General features: G+C 46.7%; 21 protein-coding genes. 12 read left to right on the top strand and 9 right to left on the bottom strand.

Annotation, left to right across the window (positions count from 1 at the left end; all coding sequences use genetic code 11):
• Positions 1-116: 116 nt before the first annotated feature.
• Positions 117-1,349, bottom strand: a complete 1,233-nt coding sequence (locus DKW60_RS07300; protein WP_109837003.1) for a sirohydrochlorin chelatase — start codon at positions 1,347-1,349, stop codon at positions 117-119.
• 222 nt (positions 1,350-1,571) lie between these two features.
• Here DKW60_RS07300 and DKW60_RS07305 point away from each other — a divergent pair, with 222 nt between their 5' ends.
• The 5 genes from DKW60_RS07305 to DKW60_RS07325 all read left to right on the top strand — a co-directional run bounded on the left by DKW60_RS07305 (position 1,572) and on the right by DKW60_RS07325 (position 6,269).
• Positions 1,572-2,444: a DUF533 domain-containing protein gene (locus DKW60_RS07305; protein WP_109837004.1), complete on the top strand. Its 873-nt coding sequence runs from the start codon at positions 1,572-1,574 to the stop codon at positions 2,442-2,444.
• 131 nt (positions 2,445-2,575) lie between these two features.
• Positions 2,576-3,481, top strand: coding sequence for an adenosylcobinamide-phosphate synthase CbiB (cbiB, locus tag DKW60_RS07310; RefSeq protein ID WP_109837005.1), 906 nt, complete (start codon positions 2,576-2,578; stop codon positions 3,479-3,481).
• 10 nt (positions 3,482-3,491) lie between these two features.
• The gene (gene cobD / locus DKW60_RS07315) at positions 3,492-4,442 is read left to right on the top strand and encodes a threonine-phosphate decarboxylase CobD (protein WP_109837006.1); all 951 of its coding nucleotides are present in this window, start codon (positions 3,492-3,494) and stop codon (positions 4,440-4,442) included.
• Between the two features lie 49 nt (positions 4,443-4,491).
• Positions 4,492-5,538 carry a DUF294 nucleotidyltransferase-like domain-containing protein gene (locus tag DKW60_RS07320; protein ID WP_109837007.1) on the top strand — a complete coding sequence of 349 codons (1,047 nt, stop codon included), beginning with the start codon at positions 4,492-4,494 and terminating at the stop codon, positions 5,536-5,538.
• Between the two features lie 92 nt (positions 5,539-5,630).
• Complete coding sequence (locus DKW60_RS07325; RefSeq protein WP_109837008.1) at positions 5,631-6,269, top strand: YehS family protein; 639 nt, start codon at positions 5,631-5,633, stop codon at positions 6,267-6,269.
• 31 nt (positions 6,270-6,300) lie between these two features.
• On the opposite strand, the gene eda is transcribed toward DKW60_RS07325, so the two are convergent.
• Together eda and edd are read right to left on the bottom strand one after the other, a co-directional pair.
• Positions 6,301-6,948, bottom strand: coding sequence for a bifunctional 4-hydroxy-2-oxoglutarate aldolase/2-dehydro-3-deoxy-phosphogluconate aldolase (eda, locus tag DKW60_RS07330; RefSeq protein WP_245929622.1), 648 nt, complete (start codon positions 6,946-6,948; stop codon positions 6,301-6,303).
• A 127-nt stretch (positions 6,949-7,075) separates the two neighbouring features.
• Positions 7,076-8,899: a phosphogluconate dehydratase gene (edd, locus tag DKW60_RS07335; protein WP_109837010.1), complete on the bottom strand. Its 1,824-nt coding sequence runs from the start codon at positions 8,897-8,899 to the stop codon at positions 7,076-7,078.
• Between the two features lie 140 nt (positions 8,900-9,039).
• Here edd and DKW60_RS07340 point away from each other — a divergent pair, with 140 nt between their 5' ends.
• Both DKW60_RS07340 and DKW60_RS07345 read left to right on the top strand, forming a co-directional pair.
• Positions 9,040-9,873 (top strand): MurR/RpiR family transcriptional regulator, encoded by an 834-nt coding sequence (locus DKW60_RS07340; protein WP_109837011.1) that lies wholly within the window; start codon positions 9,040-9,042, stop codon positions 9,871-9,873.
• A gap of 282 nt (positions 9,874-10,155) precedes the next feature.
• Positions 10,156-10,797: a peroxiredoxin gene (locus DKW60_RS07345; RefSeq protein ID WP_109837012.1), complete on the top strand. Its 642-nt coding sequence runs from the start codon at positions 10,156-10,158 to the stop codon at positions 10,795-10,797.
• A gap of 85 nt (positions 10,798-10,882) precedes the next feature.
• Here the strand turns inward: DKW60_RS07345 and DKW60_RS07350 are convergent, their stop codons facing one another.
• Positions 10,883-11,260 carry a response regulator transcription factor gene (locus DKW60_RS07350; RefSeq protein WP_181389615.1) on the bottom strand — a complete coding sequence of 126 codons (378 nt, stop codon included), beginning with the start codon at positions 11,258-11,260 and terminating at the stop codon, positions 10,883-10,885.
• 784 nt (positions 11,261-12,044) lie between these two features.
• Between DKW60_RS07350 and DKW60_RS07355 the strand changes: the two genes are divergently transcribed.
• From DKW60_RS07355 to DKW60_RS07370, 4 genes are all read left to right on the top strand, one after another.
• Complete coding sequence (locus tag DKW60_RS07355) at positions 12,045-13,139, top strand: ABC transporter ATP-binding protein (RefSeq protein WP_109837014.1); 1,095 nt, start codon at positions 12,045-12,047, stop codon at positions 13,137-13,139.
• An 85-nt stretch (positions 13,140-13,224) separates the two neighbouring features.
• Positions 13,225-14,316 carry an ABC transporter substrate-binding protein gene (locus DKW60_RS07360; RefSeq protein WP_109837015.1) on the top strand — a complete coding sequence of 364 codons (1,092 nt, stop codon included), beginning with the start codon at positions 13,225-13,227 and terminating at the stop codon, positions 14,314-14,316.
• 93 nt (positions 14,317-14,409) lie between these two features.
• Complete coding sequence (locus tag DKW60_RS07365) at positions 14,410-15,675, top strand: ABC transporter permease (RefSeq protein ID WP_109837016.1); 1,266 nt, start codon at positions 14,410-14,412, stop codon at positions 15,673-15,675.
• Positions 15,676-15,684: 9 nt separating this feature from the next.
• Positions 15,685-16,755 carry an ABC transporter permease gene (locus tag DKW60_RS07370; RefSeq protein ID WP_109837017.1) on the top strand — a complete coding sequence of 357 codons (1,071 nt, stop codon included), beginning with the start codon at positions 15,685-15,687 and terminating at the stop codon, positions 16,753-16,755.
• A gap of 149 nt (positions 16,756-16,904) precedes the next feature.
• On the opposite strand, the gene DKW60_RS07375 is transcribed toward DKW60_RS07370, so the two are convergent.
• The 5 genes from DKW60_RS07375 to DKW60_RS07395 form a co-directional block, all read right to left on the bottom strand.
• The gene (locus DKW60_RS07375; protein ID WP_109837018.1) at positions 16,905-17,837 is read right to left on the bottom strand and encodes an AEC family transporter; all 933 of its coding nucleotides are present in this window, start codon (positions 17,835-17,837) and stop codon (positions 16,905-16,907) included.
• Positions 17,838-18,524 (bottom strand): tRNA (guanosine(46)-N7)-methyltransferase TrmB, encoded by a 687-nt coding sequence (gene trmB, locus DKW60_RS07380; protein ID WP_109837019.1) that lies wholly within the window; start codon positions 18,522-18,524, stop codon positions 17,838-17,840.
• Between the two features lie 137 nt (positions 18,525-18,661).
• Positions 18,662-20,698: a lipase gene (locus DKW60_RS07385; RefSeq protein ID WP_109837020.1), complete on the bottom strand. Its 2,037-nt coding sequence runs from the start codon at positions 20,696-20,698 to the stop codon at positions 18,662-18,664.
• A 150-nt stretch (positions 20,699-20,848) separates the two neighbouring features.
• Positions 20,849-22,306, bottom strand: a complete 1,458-nt coding sequence (locus DKW60_RS07390; RefSeq protein ID WP_109837021.1) for an OmpP1/FadL family transporter — start codon at positions 22,304-22,306, stop codon at positions 20,849-20,851.
• A 192-nt stretch (positions 22,307-22,498) separates the two neighbouring features.
• Positions 22,499-23,551, bottom strand: a complete 1,053-nt coding sequence (locus tag DKW60_RS07395; RefSeq protein ID WP_109837022.1) for a DUF3549 family protein — start codon at positions 23,549-23,551, stop codon at positions 22,499-22,501.
• Between the two features lie 115 nt (positions 23,552-23,666).
• Between DKW60_RS07395 and ubiA the strand changes: the two genes are divergently transcribed.
• Positions 23,667-24,533 carry a 4-hydroxybenzoate octaprenyltransferase gene (gene ubiA, locus DKW60_RS07400; protein WP_109837023.1) on the top strand — a complete coding sequence of 289 codons (867 nt, stop codon included), beginning with the start codon at positions 23,667-23,669 and terminating at the stop codon, positions 24,531-24,533.
• Positions 24,534-24,592: the final 59 nt, after the last annotated feature.

Consider the following 24,592-nt stretch of genomic DNA (forward strand, 5'->3'; position numbering starts at 1 on the left):
ATCTATACAGATTACTCTCAGGTCAAAGAGAATAGTCTTTCTTAACGAAAAATTAAGGCAATAATAACACTTTAAGGCAATTTTTTACACGAAGACCAATAATATTAGACACCCAATCAATGCGGCGCCTCACCCCTCACAGGCTTAATCCCTCTCTCAGCCCGCAACTTCCGCTCTTCCTCAATCACCGCCTCCGGCAACTGACTCATAAAGCAATGACACAAATTATCATCGATCATAGTCCGTGGCCCATGCGGATGCGCCACATGCTTATAAACCCCATGCGAATGACCATGCGCTTTGGTGTGTTCTTCTGCACTACCCGCGCTCTTATTCTTATCGGCCGGAGCATCATGAGAATGGCTATGTCCGTGGCTGTGGGAATGATCACCGTGTGTGTGACTGTGCCCATCGTGGGTGTGTGTATGCTCTCCGTGCGAATGACTATGTCCGTGATCATGAGAGTGACTATGACCTTCAGCGCCTTCCGGCTGGAACTCCGCGTGGTGATGATGGATATCGACTTCACCTTTCGCCAATCGCTCATGGAATGATTTCATCAAGTCATGATTATCGGTAATTTCACCGGCGGCACATTCTTCAATGCGCGCCATAAAGGTATCCAGCACATGTGCCTGATCACTCAGATAATGCGCTGTCATAAACTTCACATCCGGATTTTGCTCTGCCACATGATCAATGTAATTGTGAATACGTGTAATTAAGCGACCAGAGAATAAGAAGTAAGGCGCGACCACAACTTTCTTGTATCCCAGCTTGAGCGCCATTTCCAGACCACGCCCTACTGACGGGAAAGTGACACCGGAGTAAACCGTTTCCGCCCAGCCAAAACCTAAGTCTTCCGCAACGATACGCGTCAGTTTTGCAGCTTCAGCATTGGCTAGTGTGTCAGATGTGCCACGACCAACCACCACTAACATCGTGTCATATAAGTCACCCGGTGATGGCGCCTCAGGCATATCCATCGCTTCTAAAATACGCGCTTCAAATGCCTTAATCATTAAAGGATGCAAGCCAAGTTCACGACCATAATGAATCGTCAAACCATCGTGCTTTTGTTGGTACGTGGTGAGAACGGAGGGGATATCATTTTTCACATGAGTTGCCGCAAATAACATGCCCGGTACGGCGTAGATTTCCTCCACACCTTGCGCCACCATGTCATCCAGTCCCATGTGAATATTCGGTGAGGAGTACTCCAAGAAGCCATATTCAACAGGAATATGTGGATAACGTGCTTTTAGCCCCTTGGCCAATAGACCGAACTCTTCGCCGGCGACTTTAGAGCGGCTACCGTGGCCGCAAATCATGATTCCTGTTTTTTTCATGGTAACGTTGTTTGTCAGTGTTTAAAGAATGCATTATCTCTGCATTCCACTAGCAATGACAAGAAAGGAAAACATTACCTAACTAAAAAGAAAGTTTTTGAACCCTTCTGTCCAGATTCCTACTAAATGGGTGGGCATAAACAGCGATTTATGATTGTTTTTACTGCTATTATTAGGCTGCAATCAATAAATCTAACAAATTTTATATCGGAGAAACATCAAATGAGTTTAATGGGAACATTAGGAAAAGTCGCCATGGGCGTAATCGTTGCTAAAGGCGTCGGTAAAGTCATGAACGGCGGTTTAAGCGGCGGTAGCAGTTCAGGTGGCGGGCTAGGCGGAATGCTTGGTGGCCTAATGGGCGGAAACAGCGCACAGAGCGGCGGTGGATTGGGTGGCATGCTAGGTCAGCTAACTGGCGGTGGCAACCAGCAATCTGGTGGCGGCTTAGGCGGTATGCTAGGTCAACTCACTGGCGGTGGCGCACAGCAACAAGGTGGCGGTCTGGGTGGTTTACTCGGTAGCGTCATGGGTGGTGCTGGCGGTGCAGGTGCAGCTGGTGGTTTAGGTGGTTTGATGGCGGGCCTAAGTGGTCAGGGTCAAAGTGGCACTGGTGGTCTGGGTGGTCTTTTAAGTCAATTAGGTGGTGCAACAGCGCCAACTCAAGGCAGCCAACCTGACTTCGGTAGCATGTTTAACTCTGCACTACAGGGTGAAGAGCCTGAGCAAGTTTCTCAGCAAGACGAAGAAAATGCAGCGGTTCTGCTTCGTGCAATGATCAGCGCAGCAAAAGCTGACGGTGAGCTGGATGCAGAAGAACAAGCTAAAATCACTGAGCACTTGGGTGACGTTTCTGAAGAGGAAGCAGAGTTCGTACGTAACGAACTAGCTGCGCCATTAGACCTTGACGGCCTGGTTGCCAGCGTACCAAGTGGTCTTGAGCAGCAGGTTTACCTAATGTCTCTAATGTCTATCACTTTGGATACTAAAGAAGAAGCGGTTTATCTTGATGCACTTCGTCAAGGTCTGAACATCTCTGAGCAAGCAAGTAACGATATTCACACTCAGCTTGGCGCTCCGACGCTTTACGGTTAATTCATACTGCTAAAGTCGATTAGCAACGGGCTGGCAGCAATGTCAGCCCGTTTTTTTTGCGTAAAAAAGATGATTCATCGCCTTTCTACTGATACTCTCTCGGCCTTTATTCACTGCGATCGACGGCCATCATGTTACAGCTACTGACATTACCACTGTCATTAATCGCTGACCGCCTCCTCGGCGAACCTAAACGCTTCCATCCTCTGGTTGGTTATGGCGCATTCGTCGATCGTATCGAAGCGAAACTCAATCAGGGTCAGGAAAGAATCAGTAAGGGCGCATTGGCTTGGGTGATTGCGGTGGTTCCTTGCGTTTGCCTGGTCTGGCTGATCGATGAACTCATCGGTGGCTGGTGGATGAGTATTATTTGTGGCTATTTGGCCATTGGTTGGCAAAGCCTCAGGCAACATGGACAATGGATCGAAAAAGCCCTACTCGCCAATGACATGGAGGAAGCCCGTTATAAATTAAGTTGGATTGTCAGCCGCGACACTTCACAACTTGATCGCTCAGACATCAGCCGCGGCAGCATTGAATCCTTATTAGAAAATGGCAGCGACGCTATTTTTGCACCGCTATTTTGGTTAGCCATCGGTGGCGCACCCGCAGTGGTTTTATACCGACTCAGTAACACGCTGGATGCCATGTGGGGCTATCGCAATCAACAATTCGAAGCATTCGGTAAATTCTCCGCACGGATGGATGATGCACTCAATCTTATTCCGGCCAGACTGACCGCACTGAGCTACGGCATCTGCGGCAACTTTAAAGGTGCAATGCGGGCTTGGCAGGCTCAATTCGGCCAATGGTATAGCCCTAATGCAGGCGTAGTGATGGCAGCGGGTGCAGGTGCATTAAACCTAAGCCTTGGCGGCGATGCCATCTATGACGGTAACACCAAAAGCCGTCCGACATTAGGCCACGGACACTCGCCAACGCCGGAAGACTTAACCCACGCACTCACACTGATTGACCGAAGCGTTTATCTGTGGGCTGCGATTGCTCTCATTCTTGCTGGACTCAGCACACTTTAACAGGAACACCATGCGACCGACTCACCAACATGGCGGACAGCTGAAACTGGCCAGCGAACGTTATAATATTCCTTTAGAAAACTGGGTGGATTTATCCACTGGCATCAATCCGGACAGCTACCCTTTACCCGCTGTACCGACAGAAATATGGCAGCGCTTACCTGAAAGCAATGATGGCTTAGAGTCGGCAGCTGCATCGTATTATGGTAGCTCTCATTTATTGCCGACAGCAGGCTCACAAGAGGCGATTCAACGTTTGCCTTTGTTACGTGAAAGAAGCCGTGTCGGTATTATCAACCCCGCGTATCACAGTCACAAACAAGCATGGCAAGCAGCTGGGCATGAGATCTTTCCACTCAATAATGCAGATATCGAAGGCAGCTTATCAGCGCTGGATGTATTGGTTTTGGTAAACCCAACCAACCCGACTGCTCACCGTTATTCTCTGGAGCAACTGTTGTTTTGGCATCAACAATTAGCACAGCGTGGAGGCTGGTTGGTGGTTGATGAGGCCTTTATGGACCTGACTCCTGAAGGCAGTTTAATCGCTGAAAAGCCTCGCGCAGGTCTGATTGTTCTGCGATCGATTGGTAAGTTCTTTGGTTTAGCAGGTATTCGCTTAGGCTTTGTCTGGGCTGACGATACCATTCTCAAAGGCCTAATAAAGCTGCAAGATGATTGGGCAGTGAGTAATCCGGCGCGTTGGGCAGGACGTTTAGCACTGAGTGATTTCAGATGGCAGCGCGATCAGCGTAAGAAGATCCCTGAATCGATGGCAGGGCTAAAGATACGCTTACAGGCAATTTACCAATGTGAGGTTGCAGAAGCAGGCTTATTCGCCTATGTGCCTTTGGGCAAAGAGTCGGCGATAGAAGAGCATGAACGCTTATGTAAAACGGGTGTGCTGACGCGCTTGTTTGCGGACGCTGGTGCGTTACGTTTTGGATTGGAGAAGCGCTAGACGCTAGATCACAGCCACCAAAGCCCGAAACTGTGGCAAACTAAAGCATATGATCGATCCAAGCCGTATTCTTGCTGACATAGACAACGCCAATGATCTGGCCACGTTACAACAGATCAGTCAGCAAGTGCCTGAACTGCAAATTCAGATCACACAGCAAGGCCGGAAAGCTAATGAACTGGGCCGCATCATTAGCTCAATCACTACCGAGATCACAATTCGCCTGATTCAACTGGCAGAACAACAACTTGGACCACCTCCTGTTCCGTATGCCTGGATAGTCGCAGGCTCGCAAGCAAGAGAAGAACAAACCAGCCACACAGACCAAGATACTGGACTGGTTATTAGCAATGCGATGCGCCCTGAGCATGATGCTTGGTTTGAGTCTTTAGCTCGTTTTGTCAGCGATGGCCTGAATAGTTGCGGGTACATCTACTGCCCCGGCGATGTGATGGCCAGCAATCCAAAATGGCGACAAACCCAAAACGGCTGGCGTGAACATTTTCATCAATGGATTGACCAGCCCCGTAAACGCGGCCTGATGTATTCGAGTATTTTCTTTGACCTCAGAGCAATCTATGGAGACATTTCGCTGTGGGATGAATTGCATAGCGAGGTTCTGCAGCATACCCGAGGCAACAGCCTGTTCCTAGCTCAGTTATCCTCAATAGCCCTACATCACAGAGCACCGCTGGGCCTGTTTAATCGCTTTCAATTATGCTCAGAGCCACATGCGGATACGGTCGATATCAAACATGGTGGCATTATTCCGATTGTTGATATGGCTCGCATATTTGCACTGGAAACAGGCGTGCTTGCGGTGAATACTCGTGAGCGTTTGCAGCAAACAGCGGGGAGCGAAGCGCTCTCACATAGCGGATCTCAGTCCCTACTCGCGGCGTTTGATTTCCTGCATAATTTACGGGCGAATCATCAGTTGCGGCAGCTTCTGGCTAATGAGAAAGCGGATAACTATATCAACCCAAAAGCACTTTGCGGCGCTGAACGGAAGCAACTGAGAGCCTCTTTTAAAGTGATCCGGTCAATGCAGCGAACCATAAAAAGTCGCTTAGGTGATGGTTTACTGGATGAATAAATTCAGTGGTGGTCGTTAAATATGCTACTGTAGCGCCAATCACACCTACCCATTTCAGACAATACACACCTCTTACTTTTTAAGGCTCCACCATGAACAATAACGACGTACTACGACGCCTCCGCTATACCTTCGAACTTGATGACTCCACCATGATCAAGCTGTTCGGCATGGCGGGGCATGAAGTCACTCATGCTGAGATTAGTGATTGGCTAAAGCGTGATGACGACCCTGAGATCAAACAAATTTCTGACACCGAAATGGCAGCCTTTCTCAATGGTTTTATCGTCTCGAAGCGCGGTAAGAAAAATGGCAAAACGCCTGAGCCTGAGAAAAAGATGAATAACAACATCATGCTCACTAAGCTCAAGATTGCACTCAACATTCAGTCTGAGGAAATACTCGCATTACTGACCTTGGCGGGGTTGCCTATTAGTAAACATGAGCTGAGTGCCTTTTTCAGAAAGAATTCACACAAGCATTACCGGACTTGTAAAGATCAGATTCTGAGGAATTTCCTGAAGGGAGTGCAGATGCATTATCACGATGGAATGGCGTTGCCTGAAATGACTGAGCAAACAAAAACAAATCAAAGCAAGACTGCTCCAAAGAACACTCCGGCAAAGAGCGGCCAGTCGAAAAAACACACGCAAAAAAATTCCCTAAGTAATGCACCTAAGAAAAAACCTAAGACATTCCAGTGGGGAAAACTACCGAGCGACGACTCCTAGGCACAGGAGTCATCGATCTAGGTATATTTATTTAGCCGGCTAAGATTGATTCAGCCTGAGCTTTAGCTTCACTGGCTAGGCGAGTGATCTCGTCCCAGTTCCCACCATTCAACATATCAGCCGTAACCAGCCACGTTCCACCGACAGTCGCCACGTTTGGTAGTGATAAGTAGTCAGCCATATTCGCTGGCTTCACACCACCGGTTGGGCAGAAACGGATTTCAGAAAAGACTGTTGAGAAACCTTTCAGTGCAGCCGCGCCACCTGAAGTACCCGCTGGGAAGAACTTAAGGTCTGTGATTCCAAGCTCCATCGCTGCAATGATTTCTGACGCAGTCACAGCACCCGGTAAAAATGGCATGTCGTTATCAGCCGCTGCATGCGCCAGTGTTGCAGTGCAACCAGGACTTACCACAAACTGAGCACCAGCTTTTTTCACCTGTGCGAACTGCTCTGCACGAGTCACTGTTCCGACACCAATAATAGCCTCCGGCACTTCATTCGCGATGCGCTCAACCACTTCCATCGCTGATGCAGTGCGCAAAGTCACTTCCAATGCAGTCAAACCACCCGCCACCAAGGCTTTAGCCATCGGTACAGCGTGCTCAGCATTTTCTACGACCAATACCGGAATTACAGGATTATTGCCTAGTGCAGCGAATACATCATTTTTAGCCATTATCATTTCCTTTAAAAACGTTTCAGGAGCAACCCTTCAGTTTCATTATTAAGTGATTGCATCAAGTGCAAACCAAACACACAATATGCATGAGCATCTATCCGCAATCACCTTACAGGTACTTAAGTTAAGCTTCCGCGTCAAAACTACACGCGCCCTGCTCTGCATCACCTACGTTATTGCGGAATGCCGAGAATAACTCCCGACCAAAACCGAAACCAGCCGCCTCTGAAGGGGTTAGTTCCTGAGTTCTGTTTTTCCAAACTTCGTCATCAACCAATGCGTTAACCTCACCCGTCTCACAGTCTACGCGGACAATATCGCCATCACGTAGTAATGATAAACCACCACCCACCATGCACTCTGGCGTCATGTGGATTGCGGTCGGTACTTTACCTGACGCACCAGACAATCTGCCATCTGTTACCAATGCGACACGATGACCACGGTCTTGTAGAACCCCCAGCATTGGCATCAATTTATGTAGTTCTGGCATTCCATTGGCTTTTGGCCCTTGGAAGCGCACGACCACTACAACATCGTGATCAAGCTCACCCGCTTTAAACGACGCCTGAGCATCCTCTTGTGAATCGAAGATACGACATTCTGCTTCGATCAACCAATTCGCCGGATCAACCGCGGACACTTTAGTCACCGCACGGCCTAAGTTGCCAGCCAGCAATTTAATGCCGCCCTCGTGACGGAACGGTGCATCAACTGTTGATAAGATATCATCATTATCACCCGCTGCTGGTGATTCACGCCATGTCAGCACTTCGTCACTCATAAACGGCTCTTGCGCGTAATCGCCCAGACCAGTCCCTGTTACAGTTTCAACGCTTTCATGCAACAAACCAGCGCCAAGCAACTCACGTATTACTGACCCAACACCACCAGCCGCGTGGAATTGATTGATGTCTGCCTGACCATTCGGGTAGACCTTTGCAATCAATGGCACAACGTCTGACAAATCACTGAAGTCATTCCAGTCGATCTGAATGCCTGCTGCACGCGCCATCGCCACCAAATGGATCGTATGGTTTGTCGAACCACCGGTTGCCATTAAGCCAATCATGCCATTTACAACCGCACGCTCGTCAATAACGTCGCTTAACGGTTTGTAGTTACCACCTGTTTTTGTCATCGCCAATAACTGACTAACCGCACGGTCAGTTAATGCATCACGCAGGTTACCTTGTGGTGGTACAAATGCTGCACCAGGCACATGTAATCCCATGATTTCCATCAGCATTTGATTACTGTTTGCCGTTCCGTAGAAAGTACATGTCCCTTCACTGTGATAAGCAGACAGTTCTGACTCTAATAACTCATCACGGCTCGCTTTACCTTCTGCATAACGCTGACGAACTTTCGCTTTTTCGCTATTACTAATGCCGGTTCCCATCGGACCAGAGGGTACAAACACCGCTGGTAAGTGACCAAATCGTAGCGCTCCAATTAATAAGCCAGGTACGATTTTATCGCAAATGCCTAAGTACAATGCGCCATCAAACACATTATGAGACAAAGCAACTGCAGTGCTCATCGCGATCAAATCACGACTAAACAGAGACAATTCCATGCCAGGTTCACCCTGCGTTACACCGTCACACATTGCCGGTGTAGCACCTGCTACCTGTGCAACAGCGCCCTTGGCACGTGCTGATTCCTTAATCAGATCCGGATAACGCGCATACGGAGAATGTGCTGACAACATGTCATTGTAAGCTGTCACGATACCTAAATTTGGTGGACGCTCCTGACGCAACATAATCTTGTCGCCTGCCGGTGCAGAAGCCAGGCCATGCGCTAAATTGGTACACCCTAAACCATGTCGTCCAGTATGCTTTAACGCTTCCTGCATACGACTCAGGTAGAGACCACGTGACTGCTCACTACGTTTGATAATGCGGTCCGTGACACGATCCACTACTGAGTTTAAGATAGCCATCGGTTTGACTCTCCGTGTAAATTATTTAAAATGTAGTTTAACTACATAATAATATGAATACAAGAGACCCAAATCACATTAATGTGATAAAGTAAAACCAAATTGTAATTTAATTACCAAACCGGCAAAGACCGTAGCTTATGTTATCTCTAATTGAATCCTCATTAACTGACCTCAGTAAATCTGAACGCAAAGTCGCCGAATACGTTCTCAAACACTCCAGCAAAACTATTGAACAGCACATTGCTAAACTGTCTGAAGCAATCGGAGTGAGTGAGCCCACGATTATTCGTTTCTGTCGACGTTTAGGGTTTAGCGGCTTCAAAGATTTCAAACTTCGACTTGCCCAAACAATTCCTCAGGCCAACCAAGGCCTACTGCTTGATATTAATTCTAGTGACACACCACTTGGCATTGGTCAAAAAATCATTGATGGCGCGATTGCCAGTTTGCAGCAAACCCGTGAGTCACTCGATATGGCCTCGTTAAACCCTGCAGTCTCAGCACTTAAACATGCCAAGCGTATCGAGTTTTACGGCCAAGGCGGTTCGGGTATTGTTGCCACTGACGCTCAGCAAAAATTCTTTCGTTTAGGTACTCCTGTTGTCGCTTATAGCGACCCTTATATTCATGGTGTGTCCGCTGCTCTGCTTGACGAGAACTGTGTTGTTGTCGCCATCAGCCGCTCTGGTGACTCCAAAGATCTACTCAGTAGTGTTGCGATTGCCAAGGAAAACGGAACCACCACAATAGCGATCTGCGCCAGTAATTCAGCACTGGCTGAGCTTGCTGACATTCACTTGCCTATTGATGTCAAAGAAGACAGTGATCATTACGCACCGATTAAATCCCGCATGTCTCAATTGGCAATGCTGGATACGTTAGCTGTCGCTGTCGCACTGACCGATGAAGATGCGTTGACTGACAAATTATCAAAAGCCAATGAAGCACTTGCGCACAAATATCAACGCTAGTCACAGTCGCAGACTATTTACAATACATCCGTAAACGATAGTAATCAGCAATCACTATGACATTCAAACACTCCGGCATTACCGGAGTATGCATAGTAAAAGCCGTAAACCAATAGGTATCACTACTAATAATTGTATTTATCTATCACAACGATAGCTTTAATCTGATTTATCAATTAATAAGTATTTAATAATATACTAATCGAAAGACAAGAAGCAGCACACAAACATGGCTTCGAGTCTTGCAACAAACATTAAACAAACAGACAAAGGATAAACATCATGGAAAATACAGAATACGGTATGCCACGCATCAATGAACCTGCCCCCGCTTTTGAAGCGCGTACTACACACGGTGTTAAAAAGCTGGAAGATTACAAAGGAAAGTGGTTAGTGCTTTTCTCACACCCTGCTGATTTCACACCGGTGTGTACAACTGAGTTCACAGCATTTGCAAAGCGCCACGAAGACTTCAAGGCACTTAACACTGAGCTACTTGGTTTATCTATCGACAGTTACTACAGCCACATTGCCTGGGTTCGCAACATTAAAGAAAACTTCGGTGTAGAGATAAACTTCCCAATCATCGAAGACCTCAGCATGGATGTAGCACGCGCATACGGCATGATTCACCCGGGTGCTGGCGACACTTCAGCAGTCCGTGCCACATTTGTGATTGACCCTGAAGGTGTACTAAGAGCAATGGTTTACTACCCGATGTCTAACGGTCGCTCTATTGATGAGTTCGTTCGCTTGGTAACGGCATTACAGACTTCTGATGCGCATGGTATCGCGACTCCGGAAGGTTGGCAGCCTGGTGACAAGGTTATTGTGCCACCACCTCAGGACATGGAAGCTGCAGAGGCACGTATGAATGAAGGCTACGAGTGTACCGACTGGTATTTCTGCAAGAAGTCTTTGTAATCATAAAAGCTAGCTGACTCTCATCGAGTCAATTGAGCAAACCAAAGCCCGTCATTATCGTCGGGCTTTGGTTCGTATGAGGAGATCAAGCAGGACCCATCATCCCTACTCTGCGTCCTAGTGCGTCTATTTTTTCGCGTAAATCATTAGGATTGAATGGCTTCTCGATATAATCATCGGCACCTGCTTCCAAAAATTCAGCCCGCTCTTCCCAACGCTCGTAACTGGTCATCACAATAATGGGATAATCCAGCATGAGATGTCTGATTTTCTTTATCAAATCAATACCGGATACACTCGGCAAACCACAGTCAATTACCGCCAGATCAATCTGAAAATCACAAGCCCGATGCAATCCCATCAAGCCATCTGCAGCCGTATCGACCACATACCCTTTTTTGCGGAGAAAGCCCGCTAAGTTCTCTCTAATTTCATAACAATCTTCGACAATTAATACTCTCATGTTCATCCTTGAAAATTCTGAGGTGTTACTATCTTCTGATTATAAATTATTCATTTAATTCCATAGAAATTTAACTAGATCACTCACTAAAACACCATCGTTTATGACAAGGCAGACCTCTTTAGCTGGCTCGCATTGATGTCAAAGATAGATTTACACAATATATTCTCAACCAAAGACCTAAATTCCCTTAACCGAAGCGCTGCAAAATGCGGTTTTATATTGCCATGAGATAGTGATGACTGTTGAAAAGCACTCTCCAAATCTGGCTGTATTTTACCTATTTTCTGGCAGCAAATTGATTGTCTATTATTCACCATCAAAGCCAAGTTAATAATCGCTGCACACGCATGGTGCAACTACCTTAAGCCTCGCATACCTATTGCCTAATCAACAATTACCTTGATTCTTCTTTATATAAAGTGATTTGCACCGTATTTTTATTCAAATCAGGCAATACCACTAAACGCTGAATGATATGCTATTACTCGTTTCATAATTTGACATGACAGATGATGCGCAAACAGACTACTAAGAACTGCCATTAGGCACAGTCTTGGTTCAGTCTCGCACAACAATGGACGACAGGATTTAGCCCCTAAAACATTCGGTGCTATCTTTAATGAGCCGCGCATAATATAGTCACTGGTGAAACACAGAGGATGAAATTGTTAAACGCAGAATTTTGGTCTGCCCGGCATGTCGGTCGCTAAAAGACCGTCTTGTTGTGTGGGCATAAATTGTGTAAGTTAGATTACAGACATATAACAGGGTTATCGTATTTATGAGTAACACGACTGGGGCAGCTGTCCGCTTTGAGAAGGTTCAGAAAAGCTACGACGGCGAAGTGATGGTGGTTAAAGACTTAAACCTGGACATCGCTCCTGGTGAGTTCCTGACAATGCTAGGCCCTTCCGGATCAGGTAAATCAACCTGTCTGATGATGCTGGCAGGATTCGAACCTGCAACTAACGGCGAAATATACCTCAACGATAAAGCCATCAACTCCGTCCCGCCAAACAAACGTGGCATTGGTATGGTGTTTCAAAACTACGCCTTATTCCCACACATGTCGGTCGCAGAGAACCTGGCCTTTCCATTGAAAGTGCGGGGTATTAGCAGCAAAGATATCGATGAAAAAGTCAAACATACACTGGATCTGGTTGAGCTAGGCGCGTTCGGTAATCGTCGCCCTGCACAACTCTCAGGTGGACAGCAGCAGCGTGTGGCCGTTGCCCGTGCTTTGGTTTTTGAACCAGAACTGATTTTGATGGATGAGCCACTAGGCGCATTGGACAAGCAGCTTCGTGAGCAAATGCAATACGAGATCAAACACATCCATGAACGACTCGGTGTAACCGTTGTTTATGTGACGCATGACCAGACCGAAGCATTGACCATGTCGGATCGCGTAGCGGTATTCGAAGATGGCATCATCCAACAACTATCTCCCCCTGATGAACTCTATGAAAGCCCGCAAAACTCTTTTGTAGCGCAGTTTATCGGTGAGAATAATAAACTCTCCGGCAAAGTGACCACGCTTGACGGCAATGTCTGTGACGTACTACTGGATGATGGAACACACGTAAAATCAGAGGCGGTTAATGTTTCTGCAGTCGGTGATCGCACCACTATTTCGTTACGACCAGAGCGTGTCGAAGTCGACCCACAGTCACCGATGGACAATAACCTCAAAGGCAAAATCAGTGAAATCCTGTATCTGGGAGATCACTTGCGAATCGTCATGGAAGTCGCCGGCAATAAAGAATTTATCGCAAAGATCAGAAACCGTGGTGAAACCAGACCGTTTGCAAAAGATCAGGTGGTGACCGTGAGCTGGGCTGCAAGCGACTGCAAAGCGCTGGACCCTGTTTCCTGACAACCAATTTAACTACCGAGACTCACGCTTCGGTTGTTTTTACTAGTGCCCGAGACCAATCGGGCTGTATTCTGAGGAGAATAAAATGAAGTTAAAATTACTTATCTCTAGCATGGCATTAAGCCTGGGCATGGGCTTTGCTGGTTCAGCAAGCGCTGCTGGCGGCGAAATCACCGTCGTATCATGGGGTGGTGCTTACACTAAGTCTCAGGTTGAGGCATACCACAAACCCTGGATTGCTAAGACTGGAAACAAGATCAAATCAGAAGACTACAATGGCGGTATCGCTGAAATCAAAGCAATGGTTGAAGCCGGTAACGTGAGCTGGGACATCGTTGACGTTGAACTATCTGACGCTATTCGTGCTTGTGACGAAGGTCTGCTTGAGACAATCGATCACTCGAAGCTTCCTCCTGCAAAGGACGGTACTCCTGCGACTGAAGACTTCATCGAAGGAACACTTTATGACTGCGCGGTAGCAAACATCGTTTGGTCAACTATCTTTGCTTATGACAAGTCAAAGATGCCAGAAGGCCCTAAGACAATGGCAGACTTCTTTGATACAAAGAAATTCCCTGGTAAGCGTGGTCTTCGCAAAGGCGCTAAAGTAAACCTTGAGTTTGCTCTGATGGCTGATGGCGTAGCTGCAAAAGACGTTTACAGCGTCATGGAAACTGAAGAAGGAATTGACCGTGCCTTTAAAAAGCTAGACACCATCAAAGATGATGTTGTTTGGTGGGAAGCTGGAGCGCAACCACCACAGCTATTGGCTGATGGTGAAGTTGCAATGACAACTGCATACAATGGTCGTATCTTTAACGCTGTTGCTGGTGAAGACAAGCCGTTCGAAATCGTTTGGGACGGTCAGGTTTGGGATTTAGACCTTTGGGTTATCCCTAAAGGCACTAAGAATAAAGAGCTTGCAATGGACTTCTTAGGCTTCTCAACAGGTACTGAGCCACTGGCAGCACAAGCTTCCTGGATCTCTTACGGCCCTGCTCGTAAATCTTCTGCACCATTAGTAGGTAACTATGCTACGAATGAGAAGATTGATATGGCGCCGCAAATGCCAACTAACCCTGAGAATCTTACTAACGCTGTACAGAACAACTTTGAGTTCTGGGCAGACAATGCTGACCAGCTTAACGAGCGTTTCAACGCTTGGTTAGCGAAGTAAGTTTTATTTAAGACGTCACACCTCGTACGGTGAGTCATCACCGTGCGAGCTTTCCACAAAAGCGTTGAGCACTCACAACCATAGAGATTCTTCATGCCAGATCCCACCACACCTATTCTGACTGCCGATGGAACGCCTCTTAAAGCCAAACTAGCGCAGACTACCCGTCAATTAAAGTGGAAAGCATTTTTACTGACACTTCCATTAGTACTATTTGTCGTCATCACGTTTGTACTCCCGATAGGCCAAATGCTCTATCGTTCGGTACACAACCCGGCAGGTTCTAATGTTGTTCCTCAATTCGCAGAATTCATTCAGGAGTGGGATGGACAAGGTTTACCGGACGACAAGTACGTTGAGTCATTTGTTAAAGATCTTGCTGTGGCACGCAAGAACCGCGAAATCGGTAAAACCGTCGGTAATCTGGCAACTCGTGTAAACTACGAAATGCCCGGCTCCCGAAGTCTGATTACTTCAACTGCCCGCAAAGCCGCTAAAATTACCGAAGGCCCGTACCTTGATGCGCTCATCAAGATCAATAAAAAATGGGAAAACCCCGCTATCTGGCTAACGCTGCAACGGGTATCCAAAGACTACACACTCGCCTTTTATCTCGCTGCTACCGATATGAAGTATGACGAGACCGGCAAAATCGTTCAGGCCGACGATCTTTATCAAATCTATATTCCTATCCTGCTGAAAACCCTCTGGCTATCGGCAGTGATCACCGTGTTATGTTTTATTTTGGCCTACCCGGTTTCTTATCTGCTCTCAACGCTACCACTGCGCACCTCGAATCTGTTAATGATTCTGGTATTACTGCCCTTCTGGACATCACTCTTGGTGCGAACCACCGCCTGGATAGCCATGCTGCAAACTGAGGGAATAATCAATGATGCTCTGGTATTCCTGGGAGCCATTGATGACGATGGTCGTATACAGATGATCTATAACCAGACCGGTACCATCATTTCTATGGTACACATCTTATTGCCATTTATGATTCTACCGCTGTTTTCGGTTATGAAGACTATTCCACCCTCCTACATGAGAGCAGCAAAATCAATGGGGGCATCAACGTTCTATTCATTCCGTCGCGTTTATTTCCCACAGACTATTCCAGGGATTGCCGCAGGAACATTACTGGTATTCATTCTGGCTATCGGTTACTACATCACTCCGGCCTTAGTTGGTGGTAACGATGGTCTGCTGATATCGAACCTAATCGCTGATCACATTAAGAAGACACTTAACTGGAGTCTTGGCGCCGCCCTAGGAACTATACTTCTGGTGGTCGTCATGGTGTTCTATTGGATTTATAACAAGCTTGTCGGCGTCGACAATCTGAAGTTCGGGTAAGGGGGAATTATGACAACACAAAAACCATTTATCACACGCCCCGGCACGATCGCACTATATGTTGCCACTGCGATTGTGTTCCTATTGACCTTCTCACCAGCAGTTGCGTTAGCGTTTATTCTGGTGTTTGGTATTCCACTGTTTTTTATGCACGAGATGCCTGCGTATACCACAACAGGGGAGAAAATCGGTAAGTACATATTTCTCACCATCTGTACGATGATCTTTATTTTTCTGATTACACCGATTCTTGTCATTATTCCGCTATCGTTTAATGCTGAGCCTTATTTCACCTTTACTGAAGGCATGCTGTCGCTAGACCCATCTGCCTACTCTCTACGCTGGTATAAGGATATTGTTCAGTTCGGTATGTTAGACCCCACTGGCACCGAAAACTGGTGGTCAGACATGTGGAATAACTCAACGTGGGTGCGCGCTGCCAGAAACTCTTTCTTTATCGCATTAGTTTCAACAATATTGGCAACAGCATTTGGAACCTTGGCAGCACTGGGCTTATCTCGCCCTGAGATGCCTTATCGTTCTGCGATTACAAGCTTGCTGATCTCACCTATGATTGTGCCGCTGGTAATCACAGCGACTGGCATGTTCTTCTTCTATTCGCAGAAGAATTTATTTCCATTCTATCCGGATGGATTATCTAAGACCTATCTGGGAATTATTCTAGCGCACGCAACTCTTGGTGTGCCATTTGTAATTATTACCGTGACAGCGACCTTGTCTGGCTTTGACCGCTCATTGATTCGCGCATCACAAGGTTTGGGCGCCAGTGGTACTACAACATTCTTTAAAGTCATTATGCCGCTGATTCTGCCGGGCATGATCTCAGGCGCATTGTTTGCCTTTATTACCTCTCTGGATGAGGTGGTGGCTGTTATCTTCCTTGCGGACGTGGATCAGCGAACCATTCCAAGACAAATGTTCTCCGGTATTCGTGAGCAGATTTCACCGACTATTCTGGCGGTGGCGACATTGTTAGTTGTGATGTCGATTGCCTTATTGACCGCGCTAGAACTGTTACGGCGACGTTCAGAGCGGTTAAGAGGACTGGCACCTAGTTGATCTGACATAGCGTCTTAACGAGCCAATACAGTTAGGGGTCAAGACCTTTGTCCATAACCCTTCATAAAAAACCGGTGGCTTAATTGCACCGGTTTTTTATTGCCTGACAGATTTGTAGCAGGCTATATAAGGCCGATTGAAAATGATAACTAAGCTAAAATAATTAACCAAACTGAAATGGTGACGACCGACAGAACCGTTGATAACAATACTGATGAGGCCGCTATTCCAGTTGCACGATCATACATGGTTGCAAAAATATAGACATTCATACCCGGTGGCATAGCTGCCATTAATACCACTGGCTTCAGAACTTCCGGAGCAAGGTCAAAAGCGTAACGCCCAAGCAGATAAGCAATCAGAGGATGAATAATCAGCATACTGATACTGATCAATCCTACCTCGCCTAATCCGGAGCGCAAACGATAACTCACCAACATCGCCCCTAAGCCAAACAGAGCCACCGGCAATGCGGAACGAGCAAATAACTCCAAGGCAGAGAGCATCGGGGCCGGAATGGTTATATGGGCTAAATTGACGATAAATCCAAGCAAGATGCCAAGCATCAGTGTATTGGAGAACACCTGCTTAAACACTACCCTCATGGTTGCAGCAAAGCCCAAACCGTCTGCCCGGGAAAACTCCATCGCAGTGATGCCCAATACATAACAAAAAGGGGCATGAATCGCCACGATTGCAAAGGCAACTTTCAATGCATCCGCACCATAGGCAAGCTCAACAATGGCCAGACCGATCAATACAAGGTTCGAGAAAAGTCCCGCAAAACCAATAGCAACCCGTACTCCCGGATTGTGTTTGAAGACCAAACCAGCGCCCAGCCAGACGATAACGAAACTACTCAATGCGCCGATATAAAACGGTAATAACACACTGGGGTTAAACTCTTTCGCCAGATCTAAATTAGCGACGGCGAGAAACAATAAGCAGGGAATCGCAAGCTGTGTTGCAAAGCGCATCAATGCCGATGCTTGTTCAGCGGTGAAGTATTTAAAATAAGCCGTTAGGTAACCCGTGCCGACAACCAAAAACACGGGCAAAACGATCGTGATAATGTCGAGCACTTAAACGCGCTCGAATAATAAATCCCAAACACCATGACCCAACTTGATTCCACGGTTCTCGAATTTCGTCAATGGGCGATAATCAGGGCGCTCAGCATATCCACCCTTCTCTGCCATATTTTTATAATCAGGTGCCGCCGTCATCACCTCCAACATCTGAATCGCATAATCTTCCCAGTCTGTCGCGAGATGAAGTATGCCGCCTTTTTGTAATTTTGTCGCCAGCAACGCAACGAATTCAGGCTTAACAATTCGGCGTTTGTTGTGTCGTGCTTTATGCCAGGGGTCAGGGAAATAGATTTGCACGCGATCCAACGTCCCATCCGGAATCATCTGATTAATTATTTCAACCGCATCATGGTGCATGACTCGCACATTAGTCAGTTCACCATCGCCTACCAGATGCAATAAGTGTCCTACACCTGGCCTGTGGACTTCTATCCCAAAAAAATCACGCTCTGGGGATGCTGCGGCCATTTTCGCCAACGAATCACCATTACCAAAGCCAATCTCTAAGGTAATTGGTGCTGTACGCCCAAACTCAGCTGCAAAGTCCAGCGGTTTACCTGAGAATTCGATACCAAACTTTGGCCATTGAGTTTCTAATGCGAGTTTTTGTCCTGTGGTGAGTCGCCCCTGACGTAGGACGAAACTGCGAAGTGGACGATGATGGCTTGTGTCAGTCATAGCTCTGTTCACTGAATGCTACAAAAGCGGGGATAATAAACGGAAATGTCAGTTGAGGGAAATTTGAAATGAAAAACGGGACTGCATTTCTGCAAGTCCCGTTATTGGTCGAAGCTGATTTAAATTACAAATCGACCTTATAATCCTGCGCCGTCTCCCGGACCAGCACCTTGAATCACCGACGGATTGGTAATGACAATCGCCTGACCAAAACTTGCCTGATAAGCACTAATCTCAGTTTGCATTTCTACTGTTGCATCTGTACTTTCAGCTGGATCCAAAACAGAGCCATGGTTTCCTTCGCTAAAGCGCACAATACCATTCACACCTGAGGCACTACTTTGCGTACTCGTAATGCTCTCTAACCCCATCAACGCAGCTAATGGCTCCGTTCCTGATAGTGGACCTGTTGCCACTGCATTAGGGATGACACTGTCACCAATCACCTCAATCATGTGGATAGAATGAGTGCCTGCAGCATCCATCGCGTAATTAATCGGATCCGCTGAATCCAGCACCCACTGAGCTCCGGTCAAATAACTTTGATAAGCGTCACCTACAACACCCTGAGCCGCTAAACCAGCACGAATTGTGTCACCAAATACCTCTGAGCCATCCAGTAATCGAGGTATTCCACCACCAGTGGTGACTAGTGATGATGTCGTCACACTGTCTTCAACCCCGAGGTAAACAGTACCGACAATTCCACCCAAGGAATGTCCAACAAAGCCAATCTGACTCCCATCTAATGTGACACCACTGAAGCTTGGTGAAGTTTCCAAAGTCTTTCTGAGTACCAGCAGGTTAAGAGCACCTTGGCGAATGTTGTCTCTGGATGTCAATAAGCTTGCTAAGTTAAGAAAGCTGCTTCCTGAACTATCTTCAACACCATCTGGAGTATTAGCAGTAACATTACCATCAGCATCCTCAGTCAAATAGTCAATACCAAACGTGAACTCGTTTTCTGTCTTAAACGGTAAAACTTGTGCATCAGATTGATCTGTTACTCCATGCAGTGGCAGGTCAATAGACACTACCGCAAAGCCTGCTTGTGCAAGCGAGTCTGCGACAGCAAGCATATCGGTACGGTTTCGTGTTATACCGTGCTGAAACATAACCACGGGCCATCCAGTTGCTGGCATGACTTGCCCGGTTAAAGGATTAGGTGTGGAGATTAAAACCGGAATAGTCAGCGTTTCATTGACAACCGGACTAGGGTTAAATCGCGTCAAATCACTACCGTCCGCCCCTTTCCAGTAACCTGTTACTGCAGCTACAGGATTAGCTTCCGAAGGCTTTTCAAGGTAGTAAGGAATATCCAAGGTACTCGTTGATATGACCGCGGCACCAAGCGGCGATATACCTGCAGTATTTACCTCACCCATCGATCCAGCCTCAACATCGGCTGCCAGGGTATCGAGTGTTTGGGAGATTGACTGTGTAGTGAATGACCAACTCAGTACGATATCACTACTGCTAAGGCTCGCATCTTGCGCCACAGCAGCTGACTCCATGGCAACTGTAAATGGACGCAAAGCATTCAATGCAGCTAGTGGAGAACCACTTGGATAATCCGCTAATACCTTTGTAAGATTGTAGATAGTCGATGGTACCGCCGCTACGGCTTCTCCAGACTCACCCGCCAGCACATCAATTCCACTCGTTAAGACAACCATATAGCTGGTGCTTGCCTTAAGAGGCTGAAGTGGGATTAACAACAATGAATCGTTATCGTCACCACTCGTGGTTACAGCAATCTGACTAGCGCCTAATTCACTATTGACAGCAGTGACCAAACCATTAGCATCTTTGGTTACCTCAAATACCCGAACACTATCACCAACCACCAAACTCGTAGGATCAATAGGTGTCCCAAAATTGGCAACCATTGGCGCTGATGTTGAGAACCCGTCCAGTTTATTAACCGCTGCAATGACAGGATTTTCATCTGCATTGGGAATATTCAATGTTCCATCAACTGACCCTGCAAACAGAAGATCATTTGTTGTCGGGATTAATCCATTGGCCGGATCAAAAATCGGACCTGCTGTGCTTGTATCTGGTGATGTAACTTCCTCTTCACGGTCAGAGTCATTATCAGAGCTCCCTGAACTACAACCAACTGCTAAAACAGAGGCAATACATATTGGTAATAACCACTTTTTAAATTTCATTTCCATCTCCTAAACCTCAGAACTTGTCGTTACCCTGAGTATTCTTTTGAATGTTATGATCGGGCACACGCTGACGAATGCCTGAAAAATTTACAAGCAGAAACCAATGAAAAACATCATTCTATATTCAATGGTTTCTGTGAGAATGACTTACTTGAAACGATAGTTAATTGATAGTGCCGCAGAAATCGCATCAGCCTCTACATCCGCACTGGTGTAGTAACCCGTTGGCTCACCCGTATCCGGATCAGGCGCTGTGTAATCAACATTCGTATCTTCAGGCTGCACATAAGCCAAACTAGCATCGATACCTAGCTTTTTGTTGACCTGATGAGAAACACCGACAGAGAACCACATTGAATCAGAGCGAGGCGCACGTGGTGTGCGATGTTGAGCATCTGGTGTTGGCGTTGGATCCTTTGCTATACCCATCCTCAACTTAGTTTTTGGATTCATTTGATACGTCAGACCAGCACCTACACGTACTGTGTCTTCCCACTCAAGTGACGTAACAGAGTCGCTCGCCGCTGTGTCAGGAAAAACAATGCGAATTTCAGGAACCGAAGACCACTGTGTCCAGGTAACATCACCATGAAGAGTGAGTTTATTGGTGACTTTGGTGGCAAATGCTAGTGAGGCAGATGCTGGTAATTCAAGATCAGCTGTTGCATCCTGATCACTCAATCCGGCACTACTAAGCGTGGCCTCATCAAAGATATTATCCAGGCCTTTCGACGTATCAAAATCTGCATCCCCTTCCATTTCATACTTAACCGCAGAGCGGTATCCAACGGAAATTCTAGTGTTAGGAGTTGGGGTGTAAGATGCACCAACGTTTCCACCAAATGCAAAACCAGACGCTTCTACACTGACTGAATTGTCACTATTCTCATTATGATACGCTGCTCCTGCTGCACCATTACAGAGTGATAACGCCTGAACTGTAGCCTGCTGAGCTGCTTGTGCAGGCGCAACACCCGCTGCAACAAGTTGTCTGGTTATACCAGCAGTATAAATACTACTGCAGCCCAGGTAAGTATCTATCGACTTAGCAAGTACTGCCTGACCATATTGGAAATTCAATCCTGCGCCCAGTGCTAATTTGTCATTAATCTTCCATGACATTGCCGGATTAATATTGATGGTTGAAAGTGAAGACTCCGTTGCTTCATAGCGTGCAAATTCATCCTTCTCGTACTCGGTGGACACACCGAATGGAATGTTAACCCCTAATCCAAATGCCTTATTCGCACCAATATCACGCTTATAGAATAAACTCGGCGTGGCAGATGCACCACCAGGTTTTGCGACTTCCCCTAGTGTACCAATCACTCCACCAACAGGGTCTTTAGAGCCAGTATTTGTCACCTGAAGGTCCGCACTGATGACTGAAACACCACCATTTAACTGAGTCCCTTCAACAGCAGATAACAACGCTGGGTTGTACCACATTGCAGAGGCATCTTCTGCCATTGCATGACCAGTAGCGGCATTACCACCACCTGATGCGCTTTGAACAGTTATACCAAACCCACCTGCCTGAGCAGTTCCGGAAAGACACCACAGTGAAACTGACACAGCCAGAATGCTGTACCGATAGTTTTTCATAAGATAATACTCCTCAGTTCATCTATTATTTTTTTGTATAGCCTTTGTACTTATAAGCCCTGCATCCGCACGCATGACTTGCCGATCATTTCGCCATACTAAACCTTTTGATCGTATATTACCAAATTGCAATAATATGAATGCTTAACCAATAGCAAAACACGCCATTGTTGGTGACACTTTTGTTCGTCGTTAACTAATAACACCCCCCATAAACCCACCAATTCGCTTACTGAGTGCGGTTGAACGCTCCGGATTTCTCAACCCCATTAAGACTTTGCTACGCATTTCAGGCAGCGTCATTAAATCAACTAATAAAATATTGAATATATTTTGTTCTTGAGAGGAGGCTGCTTCCAGAAACTGATGCAAAAAAGCCTCATCATTAAAGTCTGCCCAACAACGTCCTGAGATAGCGGCGAGGACATCAATATTGTGAGCCAATTCTGTTCTTAGTAGTTCACTTAGCAAACGAACTCGCTCAACCTGAGCATCACTACTGGAAAGTGCCCGAATCAGTGATGCAAGTAATGGTGCCCGCACTTCCTCTCGCTCCATCTCCTGCTCAAGCCGTTTGGATACAGCTGCACTGAGTCGTCCGGAAAAACGTCGGTGCTCTAAACACTGCATAAAAATATCAAGGGGCGCATCCGGGAGCTCTGGCAGTGCCTCTGCCAAACTATCGGCATTATTATCTTGTTTCAAGCGGGCAATAACATCCGCCACACCCTGTATGCCCAAAAACTGCCACTGATCAAAGCCCACCTCACCTCTTAAGTACTGCTGTGTGTGCTCATAGTGTTGAGAAGGCGCTTGGTTTAACTCAACTGTCGCAAGCGCGTGAAATATGGCTAAGCGGTCTTCTCTGGGCTTGAACGAGAATGGACTTTCTTTAAGACTGTCCTGCCCTGCTCCACCTTGCAGATGCGCCTGCATATTCTCACCAATATTTTCCAGCAGATCTCTGACAAAGGCATCGCGAGACTCCAGCTTCAGAAGCCCCATCTCATCAATAGGAAAACTGAGAAACCATATTACCGGCTCTTGTTTTTTCTTCTCATCCCAAAACAAAAATGCCAGCCACGCTTTTTGTTGAAAAGGATAAGGATATTGAGTTTGTTGGGCCTCTATCCCTGCAAAGGTTTGATTCGAGATGCGCTGAATCTTTCGCCCCATATCAAAAATACGGTACTGAAAGCCACTCATGACCAAAAAGTCACTAATCGATTCCAACTGCTGCTGCATCACTAACCTCAAACTACATACAAAAATTAATTACGAATAATCGCATACTCGCATCCACATGTCCGCATGGATATACTCTCCCCTCGATTCAATCTTCACAGAGCAGACGAGCGACATGATTAATCTTCGGCAGCAGTTTCCCCATTACCTCAAATTGATTCGCTTCGATCGCCCTATCGGCAGCTACCTGTTGCTATGGCCCACGCTGTGGGCGCTTTGGATCGCAGCTGATGGCATTCCAGATGTTAAAATATTACTAATCTTTGTGGCAGGTGTGTTTGTGATGCGGTCAGCCGGTTGTGCCATCAATGACTTTGCTGACCGCGATATCGATGCCCATGTGGAGCGTACTGAAAACCGCCCTCTGGCCACCGGTGTCATCAGTGCTAAAGAAGCCCTCGGCGTTTTTATCGTGCTCTCTATTGTCGCACTGTTGTTGGCACTACAACTCAATGCACTCACCATCAAACTCTCTGTGGTAGCAATCCTGCTGGCAGCAAGCTATCCCTTCATGAAACGAGTGCATATGTTGCCTCAGGTTCACCTCGGTGTCGCCTTCGCCTGGGCGATACCAATGGCTTATAGCGCGATTAATAATTCTTTACCCGACTTGAGCATCTGGTTAGTTTTCCTGACAACCATCATTTGGACAACAGCCTATGACACGATGTATGGAATGGCTGACAGAGAGGAAGATATACAACTGGGCTTGAAGTCGACCGCGATACTGTTTGGCGACTATGACAAACTAGCGGTCGGCTTGATGCAGCTATCGGTGATCATTCTGTTAGCCCTAATTGGTGCACTTAATGATTTGGGTAGTTTTTACTATATTGGTGTAATCATTGCTTCAGTTTTCTTTGTCTACCAGCAGTTTCTGATTCAGGATCGTGATGAAAAGCGTTGCTTTCAGGCATTCCTAAATAATAACTGGTTTGGCATGGTGGTGTTTATTGGCCTGGCACTGGATTATTTAATCTAAACTCACAACAGAGTGATGTTATAGTCAACGCCTCCAGTCACTCTAACAATCAGCGATTT

The sequence above is a fragment of the Leucothrix pacifica genome (genome assembly GCF_003172875.1).
GTDB lineage: Bacteria > Pseudomonadota > Gammaproteobacteria > Thiotrichales > Thiotrichaceae > Leucothrix > Leucothrix pacifica.